This window comes from Hylemonella sp. P2_B10 (genome assembly GCF_056404875.1).
On sequence record NZ_JBFUDE010000001.1, the window covers coordinates 1550589 to 1565813 of the forward strand.

Annotated in this window: 12 protein-coding genes; 5 read left to right on the plus strand and 7 right to left on the minus strand. The window is 66.2% G+C overall.

Annotation, left to right across the window (positions count from 1 at the left end; genetic code table 11):
* Window positions 1–69 precede the first annotated feature (69 nt).
* Complete coding sequence (locus AC1DX2_RS07265) at window positions 70–693, plus strand: glutathione S-transferase N-terminal domain-containing protein (protein ID WP_477195622.1); 624 nt, start codon at window positions 70–72, stop codon at window positions 691–693.
* 16 nt (window positions 694–709) lie between these two features.
* On the opposite strand, the gene katG is transcribed toward AC1DX2_RS07265, so the two are convergent.
* Window positions 710–2902: a catalase/peroxidase HPI gene (katG, locus tag AC1DX2_RS07270; protein ID WP_477195623.1), complete on the minus strand. Its 2193-nt coding sequence runs from the start codon at window positions 2900–2902 to the stop codon at window positions 710–712.
* 239 nt (window positions 2903–3141) lie between these two features.
* On the opposite strand from katG, the gene AC1DX2_RS07275 reads away from it, so the two are divergent.
* The 3 genes from AC1DX2_RS07275 to AC1DX2_RS07285 all read left to right on the plus strand — a co-directional run bounded on the left by AC1DX2_RS07275 (window position 3142) and on the right by AC1DX2_RS07285 (window position 8435).
* Window positions 3142–4647 carry an MFS transporter gene (locus AC1DX2_RS07275; protein WP_477195624.1) on the plus strand — a complete coding sequence of 502 codons (1506 nt, stop codon included), beginning with the start codon at window positions 3142–3144 and terminating at the stop codon, window positions 4645–4647.
* A 14-nt stretch (window positions 4648–4661) separates the two neighbouring features.
* Window positions 4662–7229, plus strand: coding sequence for a glycosyl hydrolase 115 family protein (locus AC1DX2_RS07280; RefSeq protein ID WP_477195625.1), 2568 nt, complete (start codon window positions 4662–4664; stop codon window positions 7227–7229).
* A gap of 84 nt (window positions 7230–7313) precedes the next feature.
* Complete coding sequence (locus AC1DX2_RS07285) at window positions 7314–8435, plus strand: sensor histidine kinase (RefSeq protein ID WP_477195626.1); 1122 nt, start codon at window positions 7314–7316, stop codon at window positions 8433–8435.
* A gap of 3 nt (window positions 8436–8438) precedes the next feature.
* Here AC1DX2_RS07285 and AC1DX2_RS07290 read toward each other — a convergent pair whose 3' ends face one another.
* Both AC1DX2_RS07290 and AC1DX2_RS07295 read right to left on the minus strand, forming a co-directional pair.
* Window positions 8439–9476, minus strand: a complete 1038-nt coding sequence (locus AC1DX2_RS07290) for a hypothetical protein (RefSeq protein WP_477195627.1) — start codon at window positions 9474–9476, stop codon at window positions 8439–8441.
* A 117-nt stretch (window positions 9477–9593) separates the two neighbouring features.
* Window positions 9594–11675 (minus strand): sensor histidine kinase, encoded by a 2082-nt coding sequence (locus AC1DX2_RS07295; RefSeq protein ID WP_477195628.1) that lies wholly within the window; start codon window positions 11673–11675, stop codon window positions 9594–9596.
* Between the two features lie 108 nt (window positions 11676–11783).
* On the opposite strand from AC1DX2_RS07295, the gene AC1DX2_RS07300 reads away from it, so the two are divergent.
* Window positions 11784–12602, plus strand: coding sequence for a class I SAM-dependent methyltransferase (locus AC1DX2_RS07300; RefSeq protein ID WP_477195629.1), 819 nt, complete (start codon window positions 11784–11786; stop codon window positions 12600–12602).
* Window positions 12603–12615: 13 nt separating this feature from the next.
* Here the strand turns inward: AC1DX2_RS07300 and AC1DX2_RS07305 are convergent, their stop codons facing one another.
* The 4 genes from AC1DX2_RS07305 to AC1DX2_RS07320 form a co-directional block, all read right to left on the minus strand.
* A complete protein-coding gene (locus tag AC1DX2_RS07305) occupies window positions 12616–12882 on the minus strand; it encodes a hypothetical protein (protein WP_477195630.1) in 267 nt (88 codons plus the stop codon).
* A 176-nt stretch (window positions 12883–13058) separates the two neighbouring features.
* Window positions 13059–13271 carry a YjfB family protein gene (locus tag AC1DX2_RS07310; protein ID WP_477195631.1) on the minus strand — a complete coding sequence of 71 codons (213 nt, stop codon included), beginning with the start codon at window positions 13269–13271 and terminating at the stop codon, window positions 13059–13061.
* A 24-nt stretch (window positions 13272–13295) separates the two neighbouring features.
* Window positions 13296–14678 (minus strand): cytochrome-c peroxidase, encoded by a 1383-nt coding sequence (locus AC1DX2_RS07315; protein ID WP_477195632.1) that lies wholly within the window; start codon window positions 14676–14678, stop codon window positions 13296–13298.
* A 28-nt stretch (window positions 14679–14706) separates the two neighbouring features.
* Window positions 14707–15144, minus strand: a complete 438-nt coding sequence (locus AC1DX2_RS07320; protein WP_477195633.1) for a FixH family protein — start codon at window positions 15142–15144, stop codon at window positions 14707–14709.
* Between the last annotated feature and the right edge of the window lie 81 nt (window positions 15145–15225).

Genomic DNA, 15225 nt, shown 5'->3' on the forward strand with positions numbered 1-15225 from the left:
CCATATTGACCATGAAATTGTCATTCTAGCCAATGGTCGCAAAACCAGGACGCGGCCATCATCGGCGCCATGGACTACTTCTACTCCCCCTTCGCCTGCTCTTTCACCGGCCACCTGCTGATCCGCGAGGCCGGCCTGCCCATCACGCTGGTGCCTGTGTCGCTGCTGCGCAAGCAGGACGCCCACGGCAATTCACTGGAGGCCATTTCGTCCAAGAACCACGTGCCGGTGCTGCGCTTTGACGACGGTCGCGTGCTCACCGAAGTGAGCGCCATCCTGCAAGTGCTGGCCGACATGGCCCCGCAGCGCGGCTACCTGCCCCCGCGCAACACGCTGGAGGGCCAGCGCACGCTGGAGTGGCTGAGCTTCGCCGCCACCGAGGTGCACAAGGTCTGCCTGTACCCCTTCTTCCAGCGCAGCGCGCCGGCCGAGGTCAAGGCCTGGGCCAAGGGCAACCTGGCCGGGCGGCTGGCCTTCGCCGCCGAGCAGGTGCGGGAGCAGCCTTGGCTGGCCGGTGAGCAGTTCACCGTGGCCGACGCCTACATGGGCTGGGCGCTGTCGCTGGCGCCCTACCTGGGGTTTGAAGTGGCCCAGGCCGGCCCGCTGGCCGACTACTGGGCGCGGCTGCTGGAAAGACCGGCCTTCACCGAGTGCCTGGCATTGGAAGAAAGCCAGTACAAGCAGTACGCGTGAAGGCCGGGGCAATGGCTTACTTCAGGTCGTAGCGGTCCAGGTTCATCACCTTGTTCCACGCCGCCACGAAGTCGGCCACGAAGCGGGCCTTGGCATCGTCGCTGGCATAGACCTCGGCGATGGCCCGCAGCTGCGAGTTCGAGCCGAACAGCAGGTCCACGATGGTGGCCGTCCACTTCGGCGCGCCGCTCGTGCGGTCCCGCCCTTCCAGCACACCGGCGGTGGCCGACTTCTGCCACGTGGTCCCCATGTCCAGCAGGTTGACGAAGAAGTCGTTGCCCAGCACGCCGGGTGTTGCAGTGAACGCGCCGTGCTTGAGCGGCGCGGCACCGGCGTTGAGCACCCGCAGGCCGCCCACCAGCACCGTCATCTCGGGTGCGGTCAGCGTCAGCAGTTGCGCCTTGTCGATGAACAGCTCGGCCTGCGCGTCCTCCAGGCCGGGGCGCACGTAGTTGCGAAAGCCATCCGCCACCGGCTCCAGCACCGCGAAGGCCTGCGCGTCCGTCTGCTCGGCTGTAGCGTCGGTGCGCCCGGGTGAGAACGGCACCTTGATCGCTTGCCCAGCGGCCTGTGCCGCCTGCTCGACCGCCGCGCAGCCGCCCAGCACGATCACATCAGCCAGCGAGATCTTCTTGCCGTCGGTCTGCGCCGCGTTGAACTCGGCCTGGATCTTTTCCAGCACCGGCAGCACCTTGCCCAGCTGTGCGGATTGGTTGGCGGCCCAGTCCTTCTGCGGCGCCAGGCGGATGCGCGCGCCGTTGGCGCCGCCCCGCTTGTCGCTGCCGCGGAACGTGGCGGCCGACGCCCAGGCAACGGTCACCAGCTCGGACACTGTCAGGCCCGAGGCCAGCAGCTTCGCTTTCAGCGCCACCGTGTCGGCATAGTTCACCAGCGGGTGGTTCACCGGCGGCACCGGGTCTTGCCACAGCAGCACTTCCTTGGGCACCAGCGGGCCCAGGTAGCGCGCCTGCGGGCCCATGTCGCGGTGCGTCAGCTTGTACCAGGCGCGGGCAAAGGCGTCGGCCAACGCGGCCGGGTCGTCCTTGAAGCGGCGCGAGATTTGCTCGTACGCCGGGTCCATGCGCAGTGCCATGTCGGCGGTGGTCATCATCGGCGCGTGGCGCTTGGTGGGGTCGTGCGCGTCGGGCACGGTGTTCTGCGCCGCCGCGTCCTTCGGCGTCCACTGGTGGGCGCCGGCCGGGCTCTTGGTCAACACCCATTCGTACTTGAACAGGTTCTCGAAGAAGCCGTTGTCCCACCGGATGGGGTCGTTGGTCCAGGCGCCTTCAATGCCGCTGGTGGTGGTGTGCACGCCGATGCCGGTGCCCAGGCTGTTCTTCCAGCCCAGGCCCATGTCTTCCAGCGCGGCGCCTTCCGGCTCCGCACCCACCAGCGCGGTGTCGCCGGCGCCGTGGGCCTTGCCGAAGGTGTGGCCGCCGGCCACCAGTGCCACGGTCTCTTCATCGTTCATCGCCATGCGGGCGAAGGTCTCGCGGATGTCGCGCGCCGAGGCCAGCGGGTCGGGCTTGCCGTTCGGGCCTTCGGGGTTCACATAGATCAGGCCCATCTGCACCGCGCCCAGCGGGTTGGCCAGTTCGCGGTCGCCGCTGTAGCGCTCGTCGCCCAGCCAGGTCTTTTCCGGGCCCCAGAAGACGTCATCCTCCGGCTCCCAGATGTCCGCCCGGCCACCGGCAAAGCCAAAGGTCTTGAAGCCCATGGACTCCAGCGCCACATTGCCCGTCAGCACAATCAGGTCGGCCCACGAGATCTTGTGGCCGTACTTCTGCTTGATGGGCCACAACAGCCGGCGCGCCTTGTCCAGGTTGCCGTTGTCCGGCCAACTGTTCAGCGGTGCAAAGCGCTGCGCGCCGGTGCCGGCACCGCCCCGGCCGTCAAACGTGCGGTAGGTGCCGGCGGCATGCCAGGCCATGCGGATGAAGAACGGGCCGTAGTGCCCATAGTCCGCCGGCCACCACGCTTGCGAATCAGTCATCAAGGCATGCAGGTCCTTCACCACGGCATCCAGGTCCAGCGTCTTGAACGCCTGGGCGTAGTTGAACTCGCTGTCCATGGGGCTGGACTTGGCAGAGTGCTGGTGCAGGATCTTCAGGTTCAGCTGGTTGGGCCACCAGCCTGCATTGCCGGGCGCGGCGGCGTTGGTGTGGCGGGGGGCGCTGCCCGAAAACGGACACTTGGCTTCGGTGGACATGGCCTTGTTCTCCTCAAGTTGCGAATGGAAGGGCCAGTCTAGGAGACCCTGAATCATTGAGCAATCTAATTGAATAAATATTGCCAATAGCTCTTTCCAATGACGCTTGCGGCCTGCAAAAGGCGCTTGTCAATTGGTGAATGTGATCGCAACCAAAATGTTAGAAAACACTGTTTTCTAACATCACTCCCCGCTATAGTCACCCCCGGGCAGCCACCAAAATTACAGCCCGGAGACCTATGAGCCAACCACTTAGCTTCATCGAGAAAGCCGGTTACAGCGCGGGCGACGCCGCAGCCAACCTGGTCTTCATGACCATGGTGCTGTTCCAGCTGAACTTCTACACCGACGTGTTTGGCCTCAGCGCCAACGCCGCCGCCGCCATCCTGCTGTGGCCGCGTCTGTGGGACGCCGTGTTCGACCCCATCATGGGCGTGCTGGCCGACCGCACCAACACGCGCTGGGGCAAGTTCCGCCCGTGGATTTTGTGGACCTCCGTGCCCTGGTGCATCGTGATGGTGTTGGCTTACACCACGCCCGACAAGAGCTGGGGCTGGAGCACCGGCATGATGATCGCCTACGCCGGCATCACCAACACCGTGCTGATGACGCTGTATTCGATGAACAACATGCCCTACTCGGCATTGGGCGGCGTGATGACAGGCGACCTGAACGAGCGCACCAAGCTCAACAGCTACCGCTTCGTGTCGGTGAACGTGGCTCAGTTCATCGTCGGCGGCTTCACGCTGCCGCTGGTAGCCAAGTTCGCGCAGGGGTACGACCGCGCGCACGGCTGGCAGGTCACCATGACCATCTGGGCCGTGGCCTGCCTGGTGCTGTTCATGGTCACCTTCTTCACCACCAAAGAGCGCATCAAGCCAGTGGTGGAGGTGCAAAGCTCGCCCAAGCAGGACTTCACCGACCTGCTGAAGAACGGCCCGTGGATCGCGCTGTTCTGCTACACGCTGTTCCACTTCGCCATGCTGGCGCTGCGCGGCGGCGCCCACTACAACTACTACCACCACTATGCCGACAAGGCCGCCATGTTCGACTTCGTCGCCGCCCTGGGCCTCACCACACCCAGCATGGCGCCCACCGGCGGCCTGGCCGATGCGCTGGGCTACATCGTGCACGGCACGCGTGACACCATTGCCACCTCCAACACCGCCGACGTGTTCAACAGCATCGTCAACATGGCGGGTTTTGGCACCACCGTCATCTTCATCATGCTGACCTCCGGTCTGTCGGCCAAGTACGGCCGGCGCAACGTCGCCATCGTCTGCTTCACGCTGTGCGCGCTGAACGCCTTCGCCATGTACCTGTACCCACCCACCGCCACCTGGCTTTTTGTGGCGCAGGCCGTCGTCGGCTCCATCGTGTATGCGCCCACCTGCGCCATCATGTGGGCCATGTACGCGGACGCGGCCGACTACTCCGAATGGCAAACCGGCCGCCGTTTCACCGGCATGGTGTTCGCCACCATCGGTTTCTCGCTGAAGACCGGCCTGGCGCTGGGCTCGGCCAGCCTGCTGTGGCTGCTGGCCGGTTTCTACAACTACGACACCCAGGCCCCATCGGCCGCCAACGCCATCGCCGGCTACCGCGACGCCTCCAGCATCTTCGTCGGCCTGCTGTTCCTGGCCTGCGCCGGCTGCATCGTGCTGAACAAGCTGAACAAGCAGACCACGCTGGACATGGTCGACGAGCTGACCAAGCGGCGGCTGGCGGCAGGCCTGCCGACCTGAGGGGCACCCGCACCATGATGCGCCGGCTCATCGTTCTGATGGCAGCGCTGTGCGGCAGCACGGCCTTTGCCTGCACCACCCCCGTCAGCGTATGCGAGCGCGACGCCCCCGGCAGCCTGGCCCTGGTGCGCGCCAGCCAACCGCTGGCCGTGTATGTGGACGCCGCCGCAGACCCCGCGCTGCGCCATGTGGCGCAGAGCTTTCGCGACGACCTGCAGCGCGTGGCCGGCAACCCGGCCGCACAGGTGCAGGCCATCGCGCAGGCCAAAGGCGAGCTGGTCATCATCGCCCAGCAGGGCAAAAGCGCGGTGGTGGACGGCCTGGTCAAGCGTGGCAAGCTGAAGGCACCGGCCTTCAACAACCAATGGGAGGCTTACCAGCAAGTGGTGGTGGAGCAGCCCTTCCCCAACGTCCCCCGCGCCTTGGTCATCCTCGGCGCCGACCGCCGAGGCGCCGTCTTCGGCACCTATGACCTGTCGGCCAAGATGGGCGTCTCGCCCTGGTACTGGTGGGCCGATGTGCCGGTGCGCCAGCAGGCGCAGCTCTACCTCACCGCCGGCACGCGCAGCGACAAACCGGAGGTGAAGTACCGCGGCTTCTTCATCAACGACGAAGCCCCCGCACTGACCACCTGGGCGCAAAAGAAGTTTGGCGGTGCCAACAGCAAGATGTATCAGCCGGTGTTCGAGCTGCTGCTGCGCCTGAAAGGCAACTACTTGTGGCCTGCCATGTGGCAGCCGCGCGCCTTTGCGGCAGACGACCCGCGCAACATGGTACTGGCCGACGAGATGGGCGTCATCATGGGCACCTCGCACCACGAGCCCATGGCCAGGGCCCACGACGAGTGGACGCGCGCCAAGGCTGGCAAGTGGGACTACCGCAGCAATGGCGAGGCGCTGCGCAATTTCTGGCGCGGCGGCATCGAACGCATCATGTCCAAGGGCGACGGCCAGGGTTTTGAGAATCTGGTCACGCTGGGCATGCGTGGCGACGGCGACGAGCCCATGTCGGAAGGCACCGCCATTGACCTGCTGCAAGGCATCGTCAAGGACCAGCGCGCCATCCTGGCCGACGTGACGAAGAAGCCGGCCGAGCAAACGCCGCAGATGTGGGCGCTGTACAAGGAGGTGCAGGACTACTACGACAAGGGCATGCGCGTGCCCGACGACGTGCTGCTGCTCTTCGCCGACGACAACTGGGGCCAGGTGCGCCGCCTGCCCACTAAGGATGTCAACCGCAAGGGCGGCTACGGTGTCTACTACCACTTCGACTACGTGGGCGGCCCGCGCAACTACAAGTGGGTCAACACCGTGCAGATCGAGAAGACCTGGCAGCAGATGGACCTGAGCCACCAGCGCGGCGCCAACGCGCTGTGGGTGGTTAACGTGGGCGACATCAAGCCGCTGGAGTTTCCGCTGGCCTTCTTCATGGACATGGCGTGGAACCCTGCCGCCATGAACCTGTCAGCGCTGCAGGCCTACCCCACCCAATGGGCCAGCGACAACTTCGGCCCCGCCGTGGCCAAGCAGCTGGGGCCGCTGATCACCCGCTACAGCCAGCTCGCGGCCCGCCGCAAGCCCGAGCTGTTGGACCCCGGCACCTTCCCGCTGGGTGAGGCGACAGCCGACACATTGGACGGTGGCGCTTTCGCGCGCCAGGTGGCCGACTGGGACGCGCTGGAGCGCGAGGTGCTGGCGTTGAAGGCCAAGCTGAAGCCCGAGCAACTGCCCGCCTACTTCCAGATCCTTGAGCACCCGGCCACTGCCATGGCCAACGTCTATCGCCTGCACTACTACGCCGCCTGGAACAAAAAGCTGGCCGCCGCCAACGACGCCCGCGCCAACACCTTTGCAGACTGGGTGGAAGCCGCCTTCCAGCGCGACCAGCAGATCAGCGACGCCTACCACCAACTGCTGGGCGGCAAGTGGGACGGCATGATGCTGCAAACTCACATCGGCTACACCAGCTGGCAGCAGCCCGCCACCAACATCATGCCGCCGCTCACGCGCGTAGCGATGGCCGCCACCGCACCGGCTGCGCCCAGCTCGGAGGCCGTGCAAGCGCAACTGGCCAAGGGCCTTGCCCAGGCCGCCCCCACCCCGCGCATCACCTTGGAAGCCCCTGCCTTCACCCGCGCCGTCAACGGCAAGGGCCTGGCGTGGCAAACCATCCACCACCTGGGCGCCACCCAAGGCGCGGTGACCGCCTTCCCCCAAGGCCGCGACGCCACCACCGTGCAAGACAACGTGCGGCTGGAATACGACTTCACCTGGCCCGCCGCCGGCGCGGCACGCGTGAGCGTGCTGCTGTCTCCCACGCTGAACACCCGCGACGCCCAGCCACTGCGCCTGGGCCTGAGCGTGGACGACGGCCCGGTGCAGACGCTGAGCTTCAACCTGCAGCCCACCGGTGAAGGCTATGACACCCAGGGCAAGAAAGACTGGGCCGCGTCCGTCATTGCCAACGCCTGGCCGCTGAACGCCGAACTGCCGGCCTTGAGCGCCGGCAAGCACACGCTGAAGCTCTGGCGGCTGGACGACAACGTGCTGGTACAGCGGGTGGGGTTGGCGCCGGGGCGGTGAGGCAGTGAGGCGGTGAGGCGGGTAGCACGGCCGATGCCCGTCATCGCCACCGTGCTATAACCAAACACCCATTAGAGCCGCCCCATGGATTTGCACACCCTCAATCAACTGGCGTCGCTCATCGAAAGCGAGCGCGAGGCCCTGTTGCTGCGCTGGCGCCAGCAGGTGCGCCAATTGCCCTCGGCCCGCCAACTGGACATCCCCACGCTGAACGACCATGTGCCCAGCTTGCTGTACGAGCTGTCCAGCGCGCTCAGACAGGTGGCCGACCAGAGCATCGCGCAGGCCATGCTGGATGGCACACCACCAAAGCATGGCGTGCAGCGCTTTCAGGACGGCTTTGACATCGTGGAGGTGGTGGCCGAATACAACATCCTGCGTGGTTGCATCAATGACCTGGCCGAGGCCCATGGCATCAGCCTGCTGGGCAAGCCCTTCCACATCCTGAACCGCGTGCTGGACGAAGCCATTGGCCTGGCCGTGCAAACCTTCGCCACCCAGCAAGCGCTGGAGGTGCAGCGCCGCCGTGACGAGTACCTGGCCTTTGTGGCGCACGACCTGCGCACGCCGCTGAGCGCCATTTCGCTGGCGGCCCGCGTGCTGGCCATCAAGCTCAAGGACCTGGGCGACGGCACCGACCTGACGCGCATGCAGCGCGCGCTGCAACGCAACGTGAAGCAACTGGAAGGGCTGATACAGCAGGTGCTGGCCGAGAGCGGCCACCTGCAGGCCGACAGCGGCATGAAACTGCAGCTGCGCGTGTTTGACCTGTGGCCGCAGGTGGAGGCCCTGCTGTACGACATGCAACCCCTGGCCGACACCGCCGGTACCCACCTGCGCAACGAGGTGCCCGAGGATTTGAGCGTGTTTGCCGATGCCAGCGCCCTGCAGCGCGTGTTGCAGAACCTGCTGGGCAACGCCATACGCTATGCCCCGCGTGGCCAGGTGGTGGTGGAAGCCCGCGCGGTGGGAGACGACGGCGACGTGCAATGCACGGTGCGCGACAACGGCGCCGGCATCGCCGCAGACCGGCTCGCCGTGGTGTTCGACAAATTGGAGACCGACGCCCAGGAAGAAGGCGGCACGGGCCTGGGCCTGGCGATCGTCAAATCATTCGTGGAGGCGCACGGCGGCACGGTGTGGGTCGACAGCCAGGAGGGTGCCGGCTCGGCCTTCCACTTCACATTGCCGGGCCGGCGCGGGTAGGCATCACTCACCCTTCTCTCGCCCCAGCATCTGGTAGTAGTAAGCGCAGAAGGGGGAGTTTCCACAACTGCCCTTCATCGTGCCAAGCAGCAGCACGAGCGACTTGGCAGCCCGCGGATCTGTAGTCAGAGAACACACGGCGATGTCGCCGTCGGCGGCGATGTTCACACAACGTTCGAAGCGGGCCTCGGACGCCAGCAGGTCGCGAAGCTCCATCAGCATCGGGCCTTCCCGCTTGTCTTCATATAGTTCGGGACGTTCACGTACCCTGTCCCGTGTCAGCTGGAGGTTGTTGTTGGGAATGACGATCTCACGCCGAATCGGCACCCGCATCGGCACCGTTTGGGGAGCAGTGTTCGGCTTGTGGATGGTCAGCACGCACTCCTCACCCAAGACGCACTTCAGCGACCAATTGCCGGTACCGCCGTCCACTGGGAAGGGCGCGGAAAACCTGCCCACGAACCAGGGGTCGGTCTCGCGCAACGGCATCTCGATCAGGCTTTGCTGGCGGCGCTTCTCCCTTTGGACGGCAGCCGCCTGTTCCTTGGCTTCTTCCGAATACTTGCCAACCATATAGCCGAACCACTGCAGCCTTCTCGTCACTTCCACATCGTTGTCGGCGTTGGTCTTGCAGTTGTTGGCGTTGCGGGAGTAAAAGTCCAGCGCCTCCCGCTGGAGAGCCATCTCCTCGTAGAACATCCTGACGTCCGCAATCTTGAATACCTGGTTCTGCAGCGCCTTTCCATCCGGTGCGGCCGAGTGTTCACAACGCTTCAGATACAGCTCGAACCGATGCATCTCCAATGCAACGGTGATCGCCGTACGCGCGGCGCCGTCGGGCTTTTGGGATAGGCACAGGCCGTTGAGATGCGGCATGTTCCTGGCGGCACAGGCGGCGGCCATCTTCTGCAGTTCGCTGTTGTATTCCTTCTGGTCCAATTTCGCGGGGACGTCGGACCGCACCGGGAAAGAAAACAGCAACCCCAGCGCCAGCGGTAAGACCCGCCCCATGCAGTGAATACGGTTGACCAAACTGGACATGGCTTCCTCCCGAGACCGGCTCGCAGCCGGGTTCTTGATCTGCTCAACGACGGCAAGCCTTTGCGGCCTTCCACGCACCTCGTTGGAACTATAGCCCTGACACGGTAAAACTGTCCGTCAAGACAACTGCCCCTCCACATGCACCGCCGCCGCCCGCTGCGGCGCCCGGCACGGCAGCGTCAGCACAAACACCGTGCCCGCCCCCGGCTCGCTGGTGACGGCGATGGAGCCGCCCAGCACCCGGTTGACGATGTTGTGCACAATCGCCAGCCCCAGCCCAGTGCCGCCCGCGCCGCGCCGGGTGGTGAAAAAGGGCTCGAAGATCAACCCCAGGTGTTCGCGCGGGATACCGGCGCCATCATCCTGGTAGCGCACCGTCACCTCGTCGGGCCCATGCGCCTGCACGGCGATGGTGATGGTGCCGCCCGTCTGGCCGGTGCTGCCTGTGAAAGCGTGGTTCAGCGAATTCATCACCAGGTTCGAGACCACCTGCGCCAGCGCGCCGGGATAGCTGTCCATTTCCACCTGCTCGTCGCCCATCAACGTCACCGTCACCGAGCGGTGCTTGTAGCTGGGCCGCAGGCTCTCCAGCAGTTCGCACAGGTAGCCCTTCACCTTGAAGGCGCGGCGCACCTCGCTCACCTGGTCGGCCGACACCTCCTTGAAGCTCTTCACCAGCGTGGCAGCGCGCTCGGCGTTGTCCTGGATCAGCTTCACCGCCTGCTCCGAGGCCGCCAGAAAACTCTCCAGGTCGGCGCGGCGCATGCGCCCGCTGTCGTACACCCTGCGCATCTCGTCCACATGGGCCTGCAGCGTGGAGACGCTCAAGGTCACAATGCCCACCGGCGTGTTGATCTCATGCGCCACGCCGGCCACCAGCCCGCCCAGCGAAGCCAGCCGCTCGGAGCGGATCAGCTTGTCCTGCGTATCGCGCAGCTCGGCCAACGCCCCTTCGGCCGCCTGCTTGCCCACCCGCATCGAGGCCTCGGCAGCGGCGCGGTGGCGGTTGTCCTCGGTCAGCCGGCGCGCAAACGCCATGAAGGCTTCCGAAACCCGTGAGAGCTCGTCGCGCGAGGCCAGCACAAAGGCATGTTCGTCAAACTGCTCGCTGCTGTTTTGCCGCAACAGCGCGGCGGACGCCCGGTCCAGCTGGCCGATGTCGGCCAGCGTGCCATGGCGAAACGCCGCAAACAGATACCAGGCGGACGCCAGCGAGGCCACGATAGCCAGGCACAGCAGCAGCGCCAGGCTGAGCGCGTTGCGCACCCGCTCGCCCAGGTAGTGCTCCAGCTCGTCCTGCGCGTCGGTCCAGGCCTGAGCTACGGTGCCCGTCATTTCGTCGATCAACGGCAGCAGCGGCGCCTCCACCGCCACATCGCCCAATGCCGCGCCCCGCCGTATGGCAGCAATCAGCCCGGTCATCGCTGCCATCTGCCGCTGCAACTGCTGGTAGGGCCGACTGCGCTCCAGCGCCATGCCGGCCAGCTTGGCGCCAAACAGGCGGCCGTAGTTGAAGCTCAGCGTTTCGGACACCTCGGCCAAGCGCAACTCGTCATACACCACCGTGCCCAGCCGCTCGGCATTGCTGGGCACTCCGTCGGCACGGATGTCACGCGTCAGCACGTCGGCCAGCTGCGCCTGCGTCAACGCCACGCGGGGCAACTGCGTGGCCACCACGTCACCCAGGTAGTAGCTGGCGATTTCGGTGTCCAGTATCAGCCCGGAGGTCTCATACACCGCCTGGCGCAGCAGCCGGGTGGACTGCATCAGCGCCAATGCCGCGCGCGAGGCCGGCACCTGGCCGCTCTGCGCCGCGTCGCGCGCCTGCTGCAGCTTCAGCATCACCGGGTATTGGTCGCCGGGCACCAGTGACTGCGGCAGCGCCAGCACGGCACCCAGCTGTTGCGCCAACGTGGCCGGTGCCACGCCGCGCTGCGCCACCACCAGACGCAGCAGCGAGGTGTCCAGCGTGTTGATGGCGCGCAGTGCAGACACGCCCAGCAGTTCGCGCTGCAAGGTGGCGTTGTCCTGCCGCAGCGCATTGAGCAGCAGCGCCGCCATCACCAGCATGGGCGCCAGCATGCACACCGCCACCAGCAGGAACTTGCGCCCATAGGGCAGCGCGCGCATCAGCACCACGCCGGGTTGCAGCAGGCGCTCAAGCCTTGGACGCGCTTCGGTTGTCGTTTCGCCCGCCATGCCACAGCTTAACGCAGATGTGTGTGCCCATTGCGTGACCTCAGGCTTCCCACGCCGCCCGCCCCGGCGTACCATATGCGGCTCAACCCTGGCGCAAGGAGCACCGCGATGAACCCGAACAAGACACTGTGGGAAAAGGGCGATTTCACCCGCCTGGCGCAGAACATGCGCCGCAGCGGCGAGGCGCTGGTCGCCGGCCTGGGTGTCACCCCCGGCATGCAGGTGCTGGACCTGGGCTGCGGCGACGGCACCACCGCCCTGCCCGAGGCGAAACTGGGCGCCAACGTGCTGGGCGTGGACATTGCCAGCAACCTGGTGGCCGCCGGCAACCGGCGCGCGCAGGAAGCCGGCTTGGCCGCCACCTGCCGCTTCCAGGAAGGCGACGCCTCCGCGCTGGTGGACCTGGCCGACAACAGTTTCGATTTGGTGGTGAGCATCTTTGGCGCCATGTTCGCGCCGCGCCCCATGGATGTGGCCAGGGAAATGGTGCGCGTGTGCCGCCCCGGCGGGCGCATCGTGATGGGCAACTGGATCCCCAACGACCCCACGCTGGTGGCCCAGGTGCTGAAGACCAGCGCCGCCTACACCCCGCCGCCGCCCGAGGGCTTTGTCAGCCCCATGACCTGGGGCATGGAAGACAAGGTGCGCGAGCGCTTTGCCGCCGCCGGCGTGCCCGAGGGCAATGTGCGCTTCACGCGCGCCACCTACACCTTTGAGTTCGACGGCGAACCGCCCGCGCTGCTGGACCTGTTTCGCAAGTTCTACGGCCCGACCATGAACGCCTTCGAGTCAGCCGACAAGAACGGCCGCGCGGACGAACTGCTGAAGGAGCTGCAAACCCTGTTCACGGCGCAGAACAAGAGCGAGCGCGCGGGCCACACCAGCATCCCGGCCACCTACCTGCGGGTGGAAGTGGCGGTGCCGTAGGCCACCGCCCTGTCTAAGCGCCAAACGGCTGCGTGTCCGGAAAGCGCTGTGCCGCCGCCAGGTTGTGGTTGGACACGATGGCACCGTTGGAGACGCTGAGCTGGGTGGCGCCTTCCAGCGCGTCGGCGAAGTCGTAGCACTCCTTCTCCAACCGGCGGAACTCCAGGAACAGGCGCTCATTGCCCTTCTCCCGGTGCTGGTCGGCCGAGCCGTTGTAAGCCAGTGCCGCCACCCGCAAGTGGTGCGCCAGCCGGGCGGTCTTCATCGTCGTGTTTTCCATTCAGGTCCCCAACAAGTGAGGGCACGCTACGTGGCATACCCCCTGCCAAAAGCATACTCCTGCCGGCCAGCGGCGTACAGCGCGCCTACAGCAGAACCACGCCACCTGTGGCGTGCTTGCCTCAGCCTGCGGGGTCTAGGGCCTGTTCACACTTGTATTGCAAGTGTGAACAGGCCCTAGACCATCACATTGAGCTGCGTGCCCAGGTTGCCGCTGGTAGCCAGTGGCAGGTTGCCCGGCAGCGCCTGCAGCAACGTCATGGCGTTGCTGGCCTGCACGTCCATGGCCTTCTTCAGCACCAGGATCTGCGCCGTCTGCTGCACCTGGTCTTGCGCCATCTGCGTGGACGCGTTGACCAAGGCGGCGGGGGAAACGTCGGTGATGTCCATGGAGAACTCTGATTTTTTGCGTGCTTACCGGCTTATATCGGCAGCTTGCGGGCGAACTTGAGGCCCGGGCAGCGCGCCGGCGTCCGACAACGTGCGCAAAAAGGCCACCAGGTCCTGCTGCTCAGCGGCAGACAGCTGGATGGGCGCGCGCTCGGGGTGGCTGCCAGCCGTGACAACAGCATTGGCCCCGGCTTTCTGCCCTTCATGCGTATGGCTCAGCTCCGACTTGCCCACCGGGGCATGGGGTGCTGCCACATAGTGGCGCACCACCTCCTCCAGCGTCGCCAACTGCCCGGCGTGCATGTAAGGCGGGCGCAGCGCCACGTCGCGCAGGCTGGGGGTCTTGAAGGCGCCCAGCAGGTTCGGGTCTTGCGTGGCCATGAAGCGCAGCTCATCGCACTGCTCGGGCTTGGCGTCGCTGAACGGGCCCAGGCAGTTGAACTCGTCCGCGCGCACCTTGACCAGCGCGTCGGCGCGCCCCCGGTCCGGCGCGGCGGGGTTGCGCGCGGGCACGCCGGTGTTGTGGAAGTGCTGGTCGGTGAACAGCGGCCCGCTGTGGCAGCCTATGCACTGCCCCTTGCCGATGAACAGACGCAGGCCATTGATCTCGCGGTTGTCCAGCACCGGCAGGCCGCTGGGCTTGCCGGCCACCAGTTGCTCCAGGTACTGGTCCAGGCGCGAGGGCCCATGCCTGAGCGACTTCTCGTACGCGGCGATGGCCTTGCCCAGGTTGGCAAACACGCGCGACACGTTGTGGCGGCTGGCCTCGTCCATGGCCTGCCAGGCCGCCTGCTCGGCGGGTGTGCCCTGCGGGCCGGCATCCTTCGGCAGGCGGCTCAGGTCCGGCAGTGGGCCAAACAGCGCCTGGTAGGCGTCGCGGTAATGCAACTGCACCAGCCGCGCATACTGCGTGCGGTTGCCGCCATGCTCCACCGCGTCTTCCATCGGCCCCAGGGCCTGCGCCCACAGGCTGTCCTTGCGGCCGTCCCAAAACAGCCAGGGGCTGTGCCCCGCGCCCACGGCGGGCATGGTGCGCCGCGCGCCCAGCCCCACACCCTGGCCCAGGGGCCGGCCGTCCTGGAATTGGCGCGCCGCGTCGTGGCAGCTGGCGCAAGACACGGCCTGGTTGCGGCTGAAGCGGGTGTCGTTGAACAGCCGCTGCCCCAGCGCCACGGCCGCCGTCGAGCCCTCATAGGCGTTGGACGGGTCCTTGGGCGCTGCGGGCAGCTGGCTCAGCCGCAGCGAGGCCACCACGGCCAGCTCATCGGCATTCCAGCCGTCCATGATCTGCTTGCCAAACAATGTGACGCCCCAGGCGCTGCCGGCCAGGGCGATGCCTGCCAGCAGCAGCGCTGCGCCACGCGGCAGTGCGCGCCAGTTCACCATCCGGCCATTGGGTGTGGACATGAGACCTCCTGCGTCGGTTGAAGGTGAATCAGCTCTTGGCCACCGCGGGCAGCGCGATGACCTTGTTGAAGGTCACGCTGTCAGGCCCACCGTTGGTCGACTGCAGCTTCAGCTTGATCTCCCACCAGCCCGTCATGCTGAACTTCATGCCTTCCATCAGGTAGCGGCCCTCACCCAGCTCCTGCGTCACGCGCGGCTGCGTGGGCAGGCCGTGGCCGTGCTGCGGCATGCCGCCGTCCACATCGATGCGGGCATGCAGCACCGGCGCGCCGGCGGCAGAGGTCACCTTGACCTCCCACTTGTGCATCTGGTTGATGGCGATGGGCTCGCTCAGCGGGCGTATGGCCACCACATATTTCTGCTGCGCGGTGGCCTTGGTCAGCGACTGGTCCAGGTCGGCGGGCGGCGTCATGCAGCCGGCCAGCTGCAAGGCCAGGGCGGCGGTAAGAAGGTATTTGCAAAACATGGTCAGAACTCCAGGTAAAAATCAGGGAATGAAAACGGTGGTGCGGTGCAGGGCAATGATCCTTGCGAAGCTGCCCGCATG

What these genes read in the sequence shown, in the direction of transcription:
- AC1DX2_RS07315 (WP_477195632.1), bottom strand. Translation starts at nt 14,678, where the DNA reads ATGTCCACACCCAATGGCCGGATGGTGAACTGGCGCGCACTGCCGCGT.
- AC1DX2_RS07275 (WP_477195624.1), top strand. Translation starts at nt 3,142, where the DNA reads ATGAGCCAACCACTTAGCTTCATCGAGAAAGCCGGTTACAGCGCGGGC.
- AC1DX2_RS07285 (WP_477195626.1), top strand. Translation starts at nt 7,314, where the DNA reads ATGGATTTGCACACCCTCAATCAACTGGCGTCGCTCATCGAAAGCGAG.
- AC1DX2_RS07280 (WP_477195625.1), top strand. Translation starts at nt 4,662, where the DNA reads ATGATGCGCCGGCTCATCGTTCTGATGGCAGCGCTGTGCGGCAGCACG.
- AC1DX2_RS07290 (WP_477195627.1), bottom strand. Translation starts at nt 9,476, where the DNA reads ATGTCCAGTTTGGTCAACCGTATTCACTGCATGGGGCGGGTCTTACCG.
- AC1DX2_RS07300 (WP_477195629.1), top strand. Translation starts at nt 11,784, where the DNA reads ATGAACCCGAACAAGACACTGTGGGAAAAGGGCGATTTCACCCGCCTG.
- katG (WP_477195623.1), bottom strand. Translation starts at nt 2,902, where the DNA reads ATGTCCACCGAAGCCAAGTGTCCGTTTTCGGGCAGCGCCCCCCGCCAC.
- AC1DX2_RS07310 (WP_477195631.1), bottom strand. Translation starts at nt 13,271, where the DNA reads ATGGACATCACCGACGTTTCCCCCGCCGCCTTGGTCAACGCGTCCACG.
- AC1DX2_RS07265 (WP_477195622.1), top strand. Translation starts at nt 70, where the DNA reads ATGGACTACTTCTACTCCCCCTTCGCCTGCTCTTTCACCGGCCACCTG.
- AC1DX2_RS07320 (WP_477195633.1), bottom strand. Translation starts at nt 15,144, where the DNA reads ATGTTTTGCAAATACCTTCTTACCGCCGCCCTGGCCTTGCAGCTGGCC.
- AC1DX2_RS07305 (WP_477195630.1), bottom strand. Translation starts at nt 12,882, where the DNA reads ATGGAAAACACGACGATGAAGACCGCCCGGCTGGCGCACCACTTGCGG.
- AC1DX2_RS07295 (WP_477195628.1), bottom strand. Translation starts at nt 11,675, where the DNA reads ATGGCGGGCGAAACGACAACCGAAGCGCGTCCAAGGCTTGAGCGCCTG.